The organism is Dactylosporangium sp. NPDC048998 (genome assembly GCF_043197855.1).
Lineage (GTDB): Bacteria > Actinomycetota > Actinomycetes > Mycobacteriales > Micromonosporaceae > Dactylosporangium.
In genome coordinates, this window is record NZ_JBICTV010000013.1 from 196,784 (window position 1) to 211,759 (window position 14,976).

Sequence of the window (14,976 nt, forward strand, 5' to 3'; positions counted from 1 at the left end):
GGAGGCAGACGCGACGCCCAGGCAGCCGCGCCTTGTGGGACGACGCCACCTGAGTTCCGTCTGGTCTCCGGCTCGATCGACCCAGTCGGCCGTCAGCGACGGGTGACTGCCTGGCCGGCGGTCCCGCGCGTGCTCGTGCGCGGTTCGGCCGGCAATGCGGGAAGGGGTGCCCAGAGCAATCGTTCCCATCGCCCCGGTGGGCGGCTGTGCAGCACCTGGGCGGCCGCCGGCTCGGCTCGGGCGAACGACGCGAGCACGCCGACCGCTGCCAACGTTGCGACGAGCGAGGTACCGCCCTTGGAGATGAACGGCAGCGGGACGCCGGTGATGGGCATCAGTCCTATGACCCCGCCAATGTTGATGACGGCTTGGCCGGCGATCACGAAGATGATGCCGGTGGCCACCAGGCGGCGGAAGGTGTCGTCAACCCGGGCGGCGATGCGGAGGCCGGTGTAGGTGAGGGTCGCCAACAGGGCCAGTACCACGAAACAGCCGACGACGCCGAGTTCCTCGGCGATGACGGCGAAGATGAAGTCGTTCTGCGCCTCCGGCAGGTGCCCCCATTTGAGGTGTCCGCCGCCGAGGCCAACACCGAACCAGCCGCCGTTGGCGATGGCGTACACGCCGCGGAAGAACTGGTAGGCGGGCCCGTTGCGGTCAGCGGCAGACGGGTCGAGGAACGTGGTCAGCCGCGCGACCCTGTAGCTCTTGCCGGGCATCGCGATCAACGTGACCATGCCGGCTGCGATACCTGCGAACAGGACGGCGAACACTCGAGTGTGCACACCGGCGACGAACAACATCCCGGTGACCATGACCAGCAGACACGCCATGCTACCGAAATCGTTGAGACCGACCAGACCCAGCAGCAAAACGGTGACCGGCAACAACGGAAAAACGAGGCTGCGCCAGGCGACGATGTCCTTGCCCTTCCGCGCCAGCACGTCCGCCGCCCACACGGCGAGGGCCAACTTGCCCAGCTCGGAGGGCTGCAGTTGCACCGAGCCGAATGACAACCACCGGTCCTGGGCGTACACCGGGCCGAGGTGCAGTGGACGCGGTACACCGTCAGGGTCTGACCGCAGGCGTGCCATGAACTCGAGTGCGTCAACGGCGAACATCGACAGAATGGCCAACCACACCCCGACGGGCGCCATCGCACGGTAGGTGCGTACCGGTAGGCGCTGGCACCACCAGAATGCGCCCAGGCCCACGACGGCCCCAACGCCCTGCTGGACCACCGGCGAGTATGCGTTTCCGGTTCGCCCAAGAGCATCGACGCTGGTAGCCGAGAAGACCATGACCAGCCCGATGACGAGCAGCAGCCCGCTGCACGACAGCAGGAGATAGTAGGAGGCGAGCGGCCGCTGCAGCAGCCCTCGCAGGGTGACCAGGCCACCCCTGACCCGAAGCGTGTTCAGCCCTCCAGCCGCCGGATCAGCGCGATCGGGATGCGCGACCGCAGCAGCCTCTTCAGGCTTGCGTATCGGCTTGTTCGCCAACGGGGACTCCAAGGGACCAACGGCCGCTTCGGCCGGCGCCGGAGACCGCGATCACCACAGCCGCTGGGCCCCCGATGCAGTGTGGGGAAAGACGTCACGCAGCTACGGACGGCATCGTGGTCCCGTCCCGCCAGGTAGACAACGTACAGGCTATTTGCGTGGCGACGCAAATATCTGGCGCCCACGCAGCCGAGGCGCGGTACGAGTCGTTGACGCCATCTGGCTCTCGGATGCCATCCCGCAGACGCCGGCCGCCGCTGTGCATAGAGTTGGCCGCGTCGGGGTCGAAGGCCGCCATGACCAGCAGGAAGGCCAGGACGTATGGCGTCAGTTTTCGATCTGGTCCGCTACGGCGGGCCGCCCGCGCCCAGCCTCGCCGCCGCACCGCACGCGTGGCGGGTCGACCCGCTGGTGCTGGCGGCCGTGCTCGTCGCCGCGGGCGGCTACCTGTTCGGCGTGTGGCGGGTCCGCCGCGCCGGCGGGCAGTGGCCCGTCGCGCGTACCCTCGCCTTCTTCGGCGTGGGTCTGGTCGCCCTCGCGGCGACCACGATGGGCTGGCTCGGCGTCTACGCCCCAGTGCTGTTCTCGGCGTACGCGATGCAGGTGGTCGCGCTGCTCATGGTGGTCCCGCTGCTGCTGGCCCTGGGCCGGCCGATCGAGCTGGCCAAGGCGGCACTCGGGCCGGCCGGGTCGGCGAGGCTCGACACGGTCCTGCACAGCCGCCCGGCCCGCCTGTTCACGGTGCCGGTGGTCAGTCCGCTGCTGCTCGCCCTGATCCCGTTCCTGGTCTTCTTCACGCCGTGGTACCAGGCGACGCTGCAACATCCGGTACTCGCGTCGTTGACCCACCTGGCGCTGCTGCTAGCCGGGCTGGCCGTGCTCGTGCCGATCTGGGAGGCTGACACCATCGCGGCACCCGTGCCGTACCTGCTGGCCCTCATGTTCGCGCTGATCGAGCTGCTCGCCGACGCCGTGCCCGGCATCGTCATCCGGCTCGACACCCACGTGATCGCTGGCGCGTACCTCGCCACCCTTGGCCGCCCCTGGGGTGGGAGCCTCCTGCACGACCAGCAGCTCGGCGGCGACTTCCTGTGGTGCATCGGCGAGGCCGTCGACGTGCCGTTCCTCGGTCTGCTCCTGCTGCAATGGGTCCGGGCCGACGCCCGCGAGGCCCGACGCGTCGACGAGGCACTGGACGTGGCCGGGGCGGACGGCGGCACCGGCGCGCCCGGCGACGAGGACGGGGGGTTCGGCGTCGAGCGGCCCTGGTGGGAGACGGACGCCTCGGTCTTCGGCGACCGGGCCGCCCAGTTCCAGCGTCGCGATCACGACTGAGGCCAAGTCCGGCGGCGTCGAGCCGCTGCCTGCCACGAGGTCGTCAGGGTGGCGCAGGCCATGGTGACGGACGGCGCGCGGTGTGGTTAGGGTGTCCTGGCCGTGGTGTTCGGGAAGCCGGTGTGAGACCGGAGCGGCCCTCGCCACTGTGATCGGGATGCCGGAGGCCACCGCAAGGTCACTGGGCGCGAGCCTGGGAAGGCCGGCCGCCGGCGCACCACCCGTCAGCCAGGAGACCGGCCACGGCACCCGAACGACCCGTCCACGAGGTGCTGGAAGGCGGTCCCGCTGTGCGGTCCCCTGCGTCCTGGCGCGCTCTCGCGCCGCTGTCCGTTCTCATCGTCCTGCTCACCGGCTGCTCCGGCACCGAGCCCCGCGCCACGGCGTCCGCGTCGGCCGGTCCGGTGGCGCTGACCAACTGCGGCACGCCGGTCACGATCAGCGAGCCGCCGGCGCGGGCCGTCACGATGAACCAATCCGCTACCGAGATCATGCTGGCACTCGGTCTGCAGGACCGGATGATCGGCACCGCGTACCTCGACGACCAGGTCCTGCCCGAGTACGCCGCCGCCTACGCCAAGGTTCCGGTGCTGGCCAAGGAGTACCCGGCGAAGGAGAAGCTGCTCGAGGCCGCGCCGGACTTCGTCTACGGGTCGTTCTCCAGCGCCTTCGGCGACGAGGGTGTCGGCGACCGTGGCGAGTGGCAGAAGCTGGGCATCGGCACGTACCTCTCGCCCGCCGGCTGCCCGAAAGAGACCCGGCCGGCGAAGCTGGCGATGGATGACGTGTTCACCGAGATCCGCGAGATCGCCGCGATCTTCGGCGTGCAGGACCGGGCCGAGGCACTGATCAGCGACCAGCAGGCCCGCATCGCGAAGGCCGCGGCGGGCGCCAAGGGGGCCAAGGTGCTGTGGTGGGACGGCGGCAGCGACGCGCCGAGCGTCGGCGCCTGCTGCGGCAGCCCAGGCATGATCATGACGGCGGCCGGGGCCGTCAACGCCTTCGCCGACGTCACCGGCAGCTGGGCGGACACCAGCTGGGAGACCGTCGCCGAGCGCAACCCGGACGTCATCGTGCTCGTCGACGCGAGCTGGGACCAGGCCACGGCCAAGCAGTCGTTCCTGGAAAACAACGCGACGCTCAAAGATCTGCCCGCGGTCAAGGCGAAGCGGTACGTCGTGCTGCCGTTCTCCTCGACCTCGGCGGGCGTGCGCAACGTGCTCGCCGTCGAAGCCCTGGCCCGCGGTATCAGCGGAGCGGGCAGCTGACCGCCGTCACCACCCGCGCGGACGCGGCACGGCCCCGGGCGCTGCGGACGGTGGGAACCGTGGCGGCGGTGCTCGTGCTGGCGGCTGTTCTGCTGCTGTCGGTGGGCACGGCGGTGACGTTCGGGCCCGCGGACCTGTCGCAGGGCACGGTTTGGGCCGTCATCGCCGACCACCTCGGCCTGATACACGCCGACGTGCCGCTGCTGCGCGACCACATCGTGTGGGAGCTGCGCCTGCCGCGGGTGCTGGGCGCCGCCGTTGTCGGCGCCGGGTTGGCCTCCTGCGGGGCGGTCATGCAGACGGTCACCCGCAACCCGCTCGCCGACCCGTACCTGCTCGGGGTGTCGTCCGGGGCTTCGCTCGGCGCGGTCGCCGTCCTCGTCCTCGGCATCGGCACGGGGGTCATGGCGCTCTCCGGCGGCGCGTTCGCCGGCGCGATCGCCGCGTTCGCGCTCGTGATCGCCGCCGCCGGCCGGAAGGCGGTCCTGCGACCGACCCGAGTGGTGCTCGCCGGCGTCGCCCTCGCCCAGCTCTGCGCCGCGTTGACCTCGTTCGTGATCATCTGGGTGGCGGATCCGCACGCCACGCAGAGCATCACCTTCTGGCTGTCCGGATCCCTCGCCCGCGCCGACTGGACGGCCCTGGCCTGGGCCGCGCCGGTCCTCGCGGTCGCGCTCACCCTGCTCCTGCTACACGCCAGAGCGCTCAACGCGTTCGCGTTCGGCGAAGAGGCGGCCGCCACCCTCGGCGTCGACGTCGGCCGGGTCCGATGGCTGCTGCTGATCACCACCGCCCTGCTCACCGCGGTCCTGGTCGCGGTGAGCGGCGCGATCGGCTTCGTCGGTCTGATCCTGCCGCACGCCGCCCGGCTACTCACCGGCCCCGACCATCGGCGGCTGCTGCCGGTCGTCGTGCTCGCCGGGGCGATCTTCCTGATCTGGGTGGACACCGCCGCCCGGACCCTGTTCGAGCCCCGCGAGCTGCCGGCGGGCGTGCTGACCGCCCTGCTCGGGGTGCCCGCGTTTGTCGTCCTGCTGCGCAGGCGGGAGGTGAACGGCTGATGCTCGACATCCGCGACGTGTCGTGGGCGGTGCCAGCCGCCCGCATCCTCGAGGACGTGACCTGCGCGGCGCCGCGCGGCAGCCTGGTCGGCCTGCTCGGCCCCAACGGCTCCGGCAAGACCACCCTGCTGCGCGTCGTCGCCGGCCTCACCCCACCGACGTCCGGGACGGTCACCCTCGACGGCGACGACGTCACCGTGCTGCGCCGGGCCGACGCGGCACGACGGATGGCGCTGCTCGCGCAGTACACCGAGACCGATCTCGACCTGACCGCGCTCGACGTAGTGCTGCTCGGCCGCACCCCCCATCGCCGCTCCCGCTGGTCCGACAGCGACACCGACCGGGCGGCCGCCGCCGACGCGCTCGAACAGGTCGGCATGACCGCCTACGCCCACCGCACGTGGCAGACGCTGTCCGGCGGGGAACGCCAACGGGTCCAGCTCGCCCGCGCGCTGGCCCAGGAACCGCACCTGCTGCTGCTCGACGAACCCACGAACCACCTCGACATCGGCCACCAGCTCCAGCTGCTCCACCTGGTCCGCCGCGCCGGCATCACCACCTTCGCCGCCCTGCACGACCTCAACCTGGCCGCGATGTTCTGCGACCTCGTCGTGGTCCTGGACCGCGGCCGGGTCGCCGCGTCCGGGCCACCGCTCGACGTGCTGACCCCCGCCCTCCTCGCCGACGTCTACGGCGTGGACGCGCGGGTTACCGTGCACGACGGACACCCGGTCATCACCTACCGGCGACCGGCAGCATGAACGTCCTGCTGGTGGCCCGCTCCGTCACCCACCACGGCGGCCACCGGCTGCCTCTTCCCGTGCAACCTCGGCCCGCTCATCATCGTCCACCCCGACGACATCTGGTACGAACACGTCGACGCTGAACGAGCTGTCCCGGATCTCACCGTACGGGCCCTAATGGTATGTCCTGGCACCACCTCGATGTTCAGACGGCAGCTCAGAAGAAGGCACTACCAGGCCGTTACGTGGGTGACGCGGATGAACCTGACAGGCTCGCTGCCGTCGTTGCGGTAGCCGTAGTCCCGGTCGGTGGCGAGCCGCGCTGATGCACCCGCGTCGAGAACCGTGTCGTCGTGGCCGTCGGCGATCAGGGTGAGTACACCACTGATGACCAGAAACAGCTCTTCGCTGCCGGGCGGGTCCGGCTCTGCCCGGTAGGAGTCCCCGGGGACGAGAATCCAGTCCCACAAGGCTGCCGAGGGTCGCACTGTGCTCGCGGTGGACAGCACCGCGTGACTTCCGGCAGCGGAGGACCAGATACCGGTGGCGGTGCCAGGGGCGTTGACGACCAGTGAGCCGGGCCGGGTCTCGCGGGCCAGGGACGCGAAGTCGGTGCCGAGGGCGTGTGCGACCTTGGCGACGGTGACCAGGCTGGGGTTGGCCTCGCCGAGTTCGATGTGGCTGAGCATCCGCATGCTCACACCGGAGGCGTCGGCCAGCTGCTGCATCGTCATGCCTGCCTCCTGACGGCGCCGGCGGACCTCTTGGCCGACCCGTTCGATGAACGGGTCGCTCCAGCCGGCCTTCGTTTCCATCGACACCTCCGCACTCAGCCCGGTGGGCGCACGACCCGTCCACCACGAGCCCGGTCACAGCATGCAGCATATTGCACACGACAGGGGTCTGCACTATATTGCATGTACCGATGAAACAGAGTGCAGCTGCCCGGAGTTCGGTGACCGGCAGCTGATCACCTGCCTTGCTCCCGGCGCCTCCCCCGACCGCCACGACGTGGCTCGACCCTCAGGAGACCGACAATGACCTCCATTGCATCCGCCGCCGGTGGGTCGACCGAGTTCGACGTCGCTGCGCTGAGGGCGCAGTTCCCGTCCCTGGCCTCGGGCATTGCGCACTTCGACGGCCCGGGCGGCACACAGACGCCGCAGTCGGTCGCCGACGCGATCACCGCCACGATCACCGGCCCGCTGTCCAACCGCGGCACGGGCTCGGTGTCGGAGGCAAACGCTGACGCCGCGGTCACCGCGTTCCGGCAGGCCTACGCCGATCTGCTCGGCGTTCCCGCCCGCGGGATCGTCCACGGCCGCAGCGCCACGCACCTGACCTTCGACTTCTCCCGGGTGATCGCCAAGCAGTGGCGCCAGGGTGACGAGGTCGTCGTGAGCAGGCTCGACCACGACGCCAACGTCCGGCCCTGGGTGATCGCCGCGGAGAACGCCGGTGCGGTCGTACGCTGGATCGACCTCGATCCCACCACCGCCGAGATCGATCCGGCCTCCGTCGAGGCGGCCATCACCGAACGGACGCGGCTGGTCGCGGTCACCGCCGCGTCGAACCTGCTCGGCACCAAGCCGGCGGTGCGGGCGATCGCCGACGCCGCGCACGCCGTCGGCGCGCTGGTCTACGTCGACGGCGTGCACTACACCGCGCACCAGTTCGTCGACGTCCCCGCCCTCGGTGCGGACCTGTACGTCTGTTCCCCGTACAAGCTCCTCGGCCCGCACTGCGGCGTCCTGGCCGCATCCCCCGACCTCCTCGGGACCCTGCATCCGGACAAGCTGCTCCCCTCCACCAACGCCGTCCCCGAGCGCTTCGAACTCGGCACCCTGCCCTACGAGACCCTCGCCGGCGCCACCGCCGCCGTTGACTTCCTGGCAGACATCGCCCCCGCAGCCGTCGGAGCCACGGACGGCGATTCCTCGCGGCGGGAGCGGCTGCGGGCCTCTCTGCATGCCGTCGACGAGCACGAGATGCGCCTTCGCCGCCTGCTCGAAGACGGACTCGCGGCACTGGGCTCCGACGTCGTGGTCCACTCCCGTGCCGCCGACCGCACCCCGACCCTGCTGGTCACCCTGCCCGGCCGCAAGACCTGGGACGCGTACCGATTCCTTCTGGGCCGTGACGTGCTCGCCCCCGCCGGGTCCTTCTACGCATACGAGCCGTTCCGCCGCCTCGGCCTGGACGACGAGCACGCGCTTCGGCTCGGCCTGGCCCCCTACAGCGACGACACCGACATCGCGCGCGTCCTCGACGGCCTGGCCGCTTTCCTTGCCCAGTGACACGGCGGAGCGAAGCGTCAGCGGGTCAGTCATCCTCAATCCGGCTGCGTTGCCACGTGTCGTTCGCGTCGAGCCATGCCTGCAAGAGTCGACGTGCTTCCCCGTGCTGGTCCCGGGCCTGCTCTTGCCCGGTCCGAGAGGTCATATAGTCGCGCGGTGACCATGGAGCAGGTTCGGCAGGCATATTCGTCCGTCGCAGAGCTCTACATCGAGCTGTTCGGTACAAGCCAGCAGGTCCACGCCGACGACCTGGCCTTCATCGGACGACATCTGGCGGGCCGGCCTGGCACGGTGCTCGATCTGGGCTGCGGGCCTGGCCATATCACCGGCTACCTTCGCTCGCTGGGCGTCGACGCAACGGGAATCGACATGGTCCCCGAGTTCATCGCCCATGCGCAGGCGGTCCACCCGAGCGGTAGGTACCAACTCGGGTCGCTGGAAGACCTCGACGTTGCCAACCACTCGATCGCCGGCATTCTGGCCTGGTACTCCTTGATCCATCTACCGCCGCAAAGGCTCGACCGCGTGCTCGCTAAGTTCCGGCGAGCAATGGCGCCGGCTGGAATGTTGGTGCTCGGCGTCTTCGTCGGTGACGAGGTCGCCGCCTTCGACCACAAAGTCGTGACCGCCTATCGCTGGCCCATGGACGAGATCGTCGAGCGGCTGATGCGAGCCGGATTCACGGAAGTCGAGCGCCTGCAGCGGCCCAGCGAAGGTGCTCACCGGCCGCACGCCGCCGTCGCGGCAATTGCAACTGAAGGGTGAGCCGAGTCCCGGTCGGCCGTGGGGCGGAACGAGTCCGTCCTGTCGTGCAACACGACCGGCCCGCAGCTTCGTGTTAGGGGGGAGCAGGGAGGGCCGGTTGATATTCGAGGAGTACGTGGCGGCGCGATTGCCGGCGCTGCTGCGGCAGGCGACGGTGCTGGCCGGCGATCCGCACGTGGCTGAGGACGTCGTCCAGGACGTACTGATCAAAGCGCAGCCGAGATGGGCGCGGATCAGCGAGCTGGACGTGCCGGACGCGTATCTGCGCAAGATGATCGTGAATGAGCTGCTGTCAGCCCGCCGCCGGGTCGCTGCCGCCCTCCGCCGGGAACAGGTCCAAGCGCCGGCGCCGGCCCAGGATGGCGTCGACGTGGTCGTGCAGCGCGCGGCGATCTTGCAGGTGATCCGTACCCTCCCGGTCCGTCAGCGCCTCGTGATCGCTCTGCGCTTCTACGAGGACATGACCGACGGCGACATCGCCGCGTTGCTGGGCTGCACCGAGGGGACGGTACGCAGTCAAGCGTCACGTGCGCTGGCCAAGCTGCGCGAGATCGCCGCGTTGCAGCCGGTACGGGAGGAATGATGATCGACACCGACGCCATCCGAAGCGCCTTCGCCGCCCTCGCAGACGAGGCCCCGCCATCGGACCGGATCCGCGCCTCGCTGACCATCCGCGCGCGGCGGCACCGCCAGCGCCGGCTGGTCCTGCGGCTCGCCGGCGCCGGTACGGTCGCGGCCGCCACCGGTGTCGCGGCGGCCGGAGTGTGGCGTCTCACCCAACCCCCCGCGTCGAGGTTTCCGGTGCTCTTTGCCGGTCCCGGGGGCGGTTGGCTGGAGGTCCCCCTGCGCTTCCGTCCGGCATGGCTGCCCCGCAGCTACGGCGAGGGCAAACGCACCGTGGTCGTGGATGGGACACAGGCCCCCGCCCTCTCGCGGGGCTGGCAGCCAGGCACCGCGAACCAGGCGATCGAGTTGCTGATCGGCTGGCATCCGTCGCTCGACCCCGACCGGCCGAGCGGTCGAACGACAACCGTCGACGTCAATGGCGTACCCGGCCGGCTCGTCCAGGTCGGCGATCAGAATCTCGGCACGTACCTCACCTGGCAGCCGCCCGGCCAACCGCAACTGTTGATAGGCGTACTCACCGATGACGTCGCGGACGCCCAACAGCACCTGGCCCTCCGGGTCGCGCGTTCAGTGCGGCCGGATCCGGAAGTCACCTGGGTCGGCCCTCGCTTCGGCTGGCTGCCATCGGACCTCGCCACCGTGCCCTGGCGGCTGCACCACGGGTTCGAGGACACGAACTGGACCCAGGAGGTGACGATGAGCGGCACCGGGGGGCGGCAGCTCTCCATCAGCATGGGAACCAGCGCGGCGATGCGGCTGGCGAACACGTTCACCACCACGCCGATCCGCATCCGCGAGTGGAGCGGCTGGCAGGTGCCCGAGATGAGGCAGCTCTTCCTGACCCTGCCCGGCGGCGTCGAGGTGTTCGCCCAACTCGACGACGGACCCGGCGGCGAGCAGGCAATGCCCACGCTGATCCGGATCCTCGAGGAGTTTGATTTCGGACCATGGCCGGACATGAGCTGGATCGGTGGACGCTGAGGTTCAGGTGCGGGAACGGTTGGTGATGCCGTCCAGGATGGTGATCAGGTTGTGGTGGAAGGTTTCCTCGGCGTTGAGGTGGGCGCCGTCGATAACAAGCCGGGCGACGGTGGGGTAGCGGCCTGTTTCGAGCATGCGTGTCAGGTAGGGCCCGAGGGTGGCCTGCCAAGCGGACACGTCGGTGCCGGTCAAACGGGCGGTGCGTCGCTCGGTGATCTCCCTGCGGAGCGCTCCGACGATGAACGCGTTGAGGGCGCCCAAGGCCCGCTGGAGATCGTCGATACCGCGCACGCCGGGGGCCTGGCTGAGCGCCGCCGCGGTCGATTCGCCCACGGCGAGCGCGTGCGGTCCTAAGTGTGGCCGTCCGCCGAGCAGGTCGGCGAACCACTCATGATCAAGAGCGGCATCGCGGGTCCGGTGAACGATGGCCAGTACGGTGGCACGCCACTCGGAGTGCTGGCCGGCCTCGGCAATCTGGGCGTACACGGCGTCGACCATCAGATCAAGCAGTTCGGATCTGTTGATCACGTAGTCGTAGAGCCGCATCGGACCGACACCGAGCTCTTTGGCGATCTTGCGTACCGATAGCCCGTCGAGGCCGTGTGCGTCGGCGAGCCCGATCGCCGTGGCGGCGATCTTCGCGCGGCTCAGCGGCACCGGCGCCGCCCGCGGCTGAGGCTCGGGCCGTTCCCAGACAGGCAGCGGTGCGCTACCGTACGGCGTATCCATAAGGTACATCGTACGGTAACGGAGATGATGATGCGAATTGCGATCGCCGGCGGTGGCCTCGGCGGCCTGACGCTGGCCCGAATCCTGCACCGGCACGACATCGACGCGGTGGTGTACGAACGCGAGGCAAGCCGATCCGCGCGATCACAGGGCGGCATGCTCGACCTGCACCCGGAGTCCGGGCAACAGGCTTTGGCCGATGCGGGCCTCACCGGCCGATTCCGGTCCGAGGCACGGCCGGAGGGCGAGGAACTTCGCATCCTCGACCCGGCCGGACGCACCCTCATGCACCACAAGCCACAACCCGGCTCATTCTCCGGACGCCCCGAAATCGACCGCGGCGTACTGCGTGATCTTCTGCTCGATTCGCTCCCCGGCGACGCGGTGGCCTGGCAGCACCGGCTCGTCGCGGCGACGCCACGCCCCGGCGGAGGCTTCGGGCTGACGTTCGACGGCGGCCACAACGCCGACTGCGACGTCCTCATCGGTGCGGACGGCGCCCGCTCGGTCGTCCGGTCGCTGCTGACCGACGCGACACTGTCCTCCGTGGCCATGTTGGCCGAGCTCAGCATCAGCGACGCCGACCGGCGCCACCCGGATCTCGCCGAGCTGGTCGGCCCCGGAAACCTCTGGTGCATCGGCGTGAACCAGATCCTGGCAGCACAACGCCAGAGCGACGGCAGCATCCGAGTCGGGATCTCCCTACGCGCGGACGATCGCCACCCAGACACCTACCGCAGCAAGCGCGCTCTGCTGAACATGTTCGATGGCTGGAACCCCAGCCTCACCGCACTCATCGAAGCCGGCGACAGCCCGCCGACCCCACGCAGGATCGAGGCGATGCCCACCGGTACACGCTGGGCCCACCAGCCGTGCATCACCCTCATCGGTGACGCCGCGCACCTCATGCCGCCGGTCGGCGAGGGCGCCAACCAAGCCATGCTCGACGCCGCCGAACTCGCCGCCGAACTCGCCACCAACCCCGCCGACCCCGACTCGGCGATCCGGACGTACGAAGAGGCGATGTTCATCAGAACCCACCCGATCGCCGAAATGTCCGCACGAGTCCAGGCAATGATGCTGTCCCCCACCGCAGCCGACGACATCATCCGCTTCTTCACGCCGCGGCCCACCGAGCCGGCACCCGCAGACCGACAACGCGCGACGCAGCCGGCCTCGCCCTCGTAGACGCTCCTCCCTGAAGATCGTATGTCGCTATGTGCGGTAAACGTGATCAAGCGGTTCGGCGGGCTTCTGGCCGCGTGATGCGTTACTGCATTGAGATCCGGGCCAGCACTACCGGGTGGAGAGGCCGTCCAGGATGACGTCGATGGCGCGTTCGAGCATCGCCGCTGGAACTGGCGTGGCCGCGGTGGTCTGGGCTAAGCCGCGAATTATCAGGTAGAGCTCTTCGACGCCGACATCCGGCCGGACTGCGCCAGCAGCTTGGGCACGTCGTAACACCATGTCGACTGCTGCCTTCACCTCGCCTGCCACGGTGACGACGGCCGGTGGGGCATCGCCCAGCATTGAGGCCAAGGTGAGTTTGCTCGCGCCGCGCTCGATCATCTCGCGGATCAGCGCGGGCAACGCCGCCGTCGGATCGGGCGCGGCGGCCGTTGCCCGGGTTCGGTCGAGCAGACCGGTGAAATGCCGCACCAGCGCGGCCTCGATCAGCGCCTCCTTGGTCGGGAAGTGCCGGAATACCGTCGCGATGCCCACGCCAGCCAGCCGCGCCACCTCCTCGGTGGAGCCGGCCTCGCCGTGCGTGCCGAAGACGTGGTCGGCTGCGGCGAGAATGCGCTCGCGGTTCTCCCGAGCATCCTGGCGCATGTGACCACTTTAACCGAAGTCTAGACTTCGATACTGTAACCGGAGTCTCGACTTCGTTAGGAGGGGTGCCATGCGCACGCCCGAGGAAACCGTCCGCGCCGTGGCCGCCGGCGTCTGTCGCCTCATGCGTGGGGGGCTCACCGCCGCTGAGGAGGCGGCGCAGATCGATGAGCTGGCAGCCTGCTACGCCGAGCGCACCGACGTGCGCCATCCGTTCAACCCGTTCGGCGACACCCCGCTGAGCAGCCGGACTAGGGTGCGAGAGCACTTCGGCACCGGCGGCCGCCCGGCCGGTGTGGAACGCTACGACGTCGTTGACGACCGTGTGTACCCGACACCAGATCCCGAGGTGGTGATCTTCGAATTCCGGTACGCCGGCGTGATTGACGGCCGCGCCTTCACGCTGCCCTGCATCTTCGTGGTCCGGGTCCGGGACGGCGCGATCGTCGAGTCCCGTGACTACGTTGACCACGTGGCTGGCGCCCGCGCTTTTGGTCGACTGCCCGCCTTGGCTGCCGCGCTTACCGCGCCTCAGGCCGGGTCCTGGTTTTGAGTGTCTGATTCTCGAGGCATCGGGGAGCGAAGCCGCGCTTGCATGGATGGATACCTATCCGATCCTGACGCGGGTAACTCAGGTGCCCGCGCTCAGGCCAGCCGAGGCGAGTCGCCTCTATCAATCCGTCGAGACGCCCGCCCACGGGTCGGGCCGCGGTTCCAGCGGCTCCCGCCCGTGGACCGCCGCCATGGCTTCGTCGACTTCTCCCCGGCGAAGCAGCATCTCGGCCAGGACGTCCCCGATGAAATGCGATGTGGCACGCGGCCTAAGCAGCGCGATCGCCTCATCGGTCCGGCCCAGGTCACCCAGGATGTAGGCCGCCAACTGCGGGTTCTCGACAACAGATGACAAGCCTTGATGAAGGTTCAGAACAAGGGGTTGTCAACTCAAATCGTCTCTTGCTCGGCCACAGAGCCATGTCGAAGTCAACAGTCGCCGCCAGGCCGCAGGGCCGGCACCGTGCGTCTCGAGAGAGCGTACCGCTGAGGGCAACAACGGGACAAACACGGCGGACGCTACGGTAACGGCGCGCGGGGGCGGACCGCGTCACCGGTCTGGTGATGCCGCCACTGTGTACCGCCGGGTAGCAAGGCGGCGCAGCGACCGCGGACGCCAGGCAGCGCTGTCGGCACACTAAAGGCCACGGCAACGGGCCGCATGGCCCGCACCGCCAGCCATGGAATGCGCGCACACGCCGCCGGAGCACCTGATCACGTTTCCGATGAGCGGGATGTCGGTCATCGTCGGTATGGCTGCGGCCGACACGGCATCGGTAGGCTCGAACTCGTGCAGATGCGGGTCGGTCGGGGGGATGACGCAACCGGAGCCGTCCGGACCGAATCCGTGCTGGTGACCAGGTTGACGATCGCGACCGTGGTCGAGGCCGGTGACTGGGCCGTGGAGCTTCCGTCTCCTCTGGTGCTGCGCCGTGGTGAGAGCGTGTGGGTCGATGGTTCCGTGGTCTGCGTCCGCCGGTCGGACGGAGATGTGGCCCGGCACTCCGGCGATGGCTTCTGGCTCTGCCGATAGGCTCCGTCCGGCTGCCGGCTTTCTCGACTACCGCAAGTAGCCGCAAGGTTCGCACGCGACGCCCCGCCACGGCCAGTTCGGCGCCGCCGCCCGGCACTCGTGCCCTGCGGTCGCCCGATTACGGCGGGCCGCCTGCCTGGTCCGGACGGCAATACTGTCGGCGATCACGTAATTCCCCCATCTGACGGGGTTTCGATCACGTAATTCGGTTCTGTCGCGGGAAGTGTGGTGGGTGTTCGGGCCGCGGGTC

General features: G+C 69.5%; 15 protein-coding genes and 1 riboswitch. Of the genes, 10 read left to right on the forward strand and 5 right to left on the reverse strand.

Annotated features, from left to right (window positions below):
• Nucleotides 1-92: 92 nt before the first annotated feature.
• Entirely contained in the window at nt 93-1,502 is a 1,410-nt protein-coding gene (locus tag ACGFI8_RS27890) for an FtsW/RodA/SpoVE family cell cycle protein (protein WP_392809317.1), read from the reverse strand.
• 321 nt (nt 1,503-1,823) lie between these two features.
• On the opposite strand from ACGFI8_RS27890, the gene ACGFI8_RS27895 reads away from it, so the two are divergent.
• The 4 genes from ACGFI8_RS27895 to ACGFI8_RS27910 all read left to right on the forward strand — a co-directional run bounded on the left by ACGFI8_RS27895 (nt 1,824) and on the right by ACGFI8_RS27910 (nt 5,927).
• Entirely contained in the window at nt 1,824-2,837 is a 1,014-nt protein-coding gene (locus tag ACGFI8_RS27895) for a cytochrome c oxidase assembly protein (RefSeq protein WP_392809320.1), read from the forward strand.
• A gap of 86 nt (nt 2,838-2,923) precedes the next feature.
• Nucleotides 2,924-3,097, forward strand: a riboswitch (cobalamin riboswitch).
• 30 nt (nt 3,098-3,127) lie between these two features.
• Nucleotides 3,128-4,105 carry an ABC transporter substrate-binding protein gene (locus ACGFI8_RS27900; protein WP_392809322.1) on the forward strand — a complete coding sequence of 326 codons (978 nt, stop codon included), beginning with the start codon at nt 3,128-3,130 and terminating at the stop codon, nt 4,103-4,105.
• A gap of 59 nt (nt 4,106-4,164) precedes the next feature.
• Complete coding sequence (locus ACGFI8_RS27905) at nt 4,165-5,166, forward strand: FecCD family ABC transporter permease (protein ID WP_392809323.1); 1,002 nt, start codon at nt 4,165-4,167, stop codon at nt 5,164-5,166.
• Nucleotides 5,166-5,927, forward strand: a complete 762-nt coding sequence (locus ACGFI8_RS27910; RefSeq protein ID WP_392809324.1) for an ABC transporter ATP-binding protein — start codon at nt 5,166-5,168, stop codon at nt 5,925-5,927. The genes ACGFI8_RS27905 and ACGFI8_RS27910 overlap by 1 nt, the downstream gene beginning before the upstream one ends.
• Before the next feature lie 212 nt (nt 5,928-6,139).
• Here the strand turns inward: ACGFI8_RS27910 and ACGFI8_RS27915 are convergent, their stop codons facing one another.
• On the reverse strand, nt 6,140-6,724 hold the full coding sequence (locus ACGFI8_RS27915; RefSeq protein ID WP_392809326.1) for a helix-turn-helix domain-containing protein: 585 nt from the start codon (nt 6,722-6,724) through the stop codon (nt 6,140-6,142).
• A 222-nt stretch (nt 6,725-6,946) separates the two neighbouring features.
• Between ACGFI8_RS27915 and ACGFI8_RS27920 the strand changes: the two genes are divergently transcribed.
• The 4 genes from ACGFI8_RS27920 to ACGFI8_RS27935 all read left to right on the forward strand — a co-directional run bounded on the left by ACGFI8_RS27920 (nt 6,947) and on the right by ACGFI8_RS27935 (nt 10,579).
• Nucleotides 6,947-8,206: a cysteine desulfurase-like protein gene (locus ACGFI8_RS27920; RefSeq protein ID WP_392809327.1), complete on the forward strand. Its 1,260-nt coding sequence runs from the start codon at nt 6,947-6,949 to the stop codon at nt 8,204-8,206.
• A 156-nt stretch (nt 8,207-8,362) separates the two neighbouring features.
• Entirely contained in the window at nt 8,363-8,971 is a 609-nt protein-coding gene (locus tag ACGFI8_RS27925; protein WP_392809329.1) for a class I SAM-dependent methyltransferase, read from the forward strand.
• A 97-nt stretch (nt 8,972-9,068) separates the two neighbouring features.
• The gene (locus ACGFI8_RS27930) at nt 9,069-9,554 is read left to right on the forward strand and encodes a SigE family RNA polymerase sigma factor (RefSeq protein ID WP_392809330.1); all 486 of its coding nucleotides are present in this window, start codon (nt 9,069-9,071) and stop codon (nt 9,552-9,554) included.
• Nucleotides 9,554-10,579, forward strand: coding sequence for a hypothetical protein (locus tag ACGFI8_RS27935; protein ID WP_392809331.1), 1,026 nt, complete (start codon nt 9,554-9,556; stop codon nt 10,577-10,579). The genes ACGFI8_RS27930 and ACGFI8_RS27935 overlap by 1 nt, the downstream gene beginning before the upstream one ends.
• Before the next feature lie 3 nt (nt 10,580-10,582).
• Here the strand turns inward: ACGFI8_RS27935 and ACGFI8_RS27940 are convergent, their stop codons facing one another.
• Nucleotides 10,583-11,308, reverse strand: coding sequence for a TetR/AcrR family transcriptional regulator (locus ACGFI8_RS27940; protein WP_392809333.1), 726 nt, complete (start codon nt 11,306-11,308; stop codon nt 10,583-10,585).
• A 24-nt stretch (nt 11,309-11,332) separates the two neighbouring features.
• Here ACGFI8_RS27940 and ACGFI8_RS27945 point away from each other — a divergent pair, with 24 nt between their 5' ends.
• Nucleotides 11,333-12,496 (forward strand): FAD-dependent oxidoreductase, encoded by a 1,164-nt coding sequence (locus ACGFI8_RS27945; RefSeq protein ID WP_392809335.1) that lies wholly within the window; start codon nt 11,333-11,335, stop codon nt 12,494-12,496.
• Nucleotides 12,497-12,604: 108 nt separating this feature from the next.
• On the opposite strand, the gene ACGFI8_RS27950 is transcribed toward ACGFI8_RS27945, so the two are convergent.
• Nucleotides 12,605-13,141: a TetR/AcrR family transcriptional regulator gene (locus ACGFI8_RS27950; protein WP_392809336.1), complete on the reverse strand. Its 537-nt coding sequence runs from the start codon at nt 13,139-13,141 to the stop codon at nt 12,605-12,607.
• 70 nt (nt 13,142-13,211) lie between these two features.
• Here ACGFI8_RS27950 and ACGFI8_RS27955 point away from each other — a divergent pair, with 70 nt between their 5' ends.
• Nucleotides 13,212-13,694 (forward strand): nuclear transport factor 2 family protein, encoded by a 483-nt coding sequence (locus tag ACGFI8_RS27955; RefSeq protein WP_392809338.1) that lies wholly within the window; start codon nt 13,212-13,214, stop codon nt 13,692-13,694.
• A gap of 120 nt (nt 13,695-13,814) precedes the next feature.
• Here the strand turns inward: ACGFI8_RS27955 and ACGFI8_RS27960 are convergent, their stop codons facing one another.
• Nucleotides 13,815-14,021, reverse strand: coding sequence for a hypothetical protein (locus ACGFI8_RS27960; protein WP_392809340.1), 207 nt, complete (start codon nt 14,019-14,021; stop codon nt 13,815-13,817).
• Nucleotides 14,022-14,976: the final 955 nt, after the last annotated feature.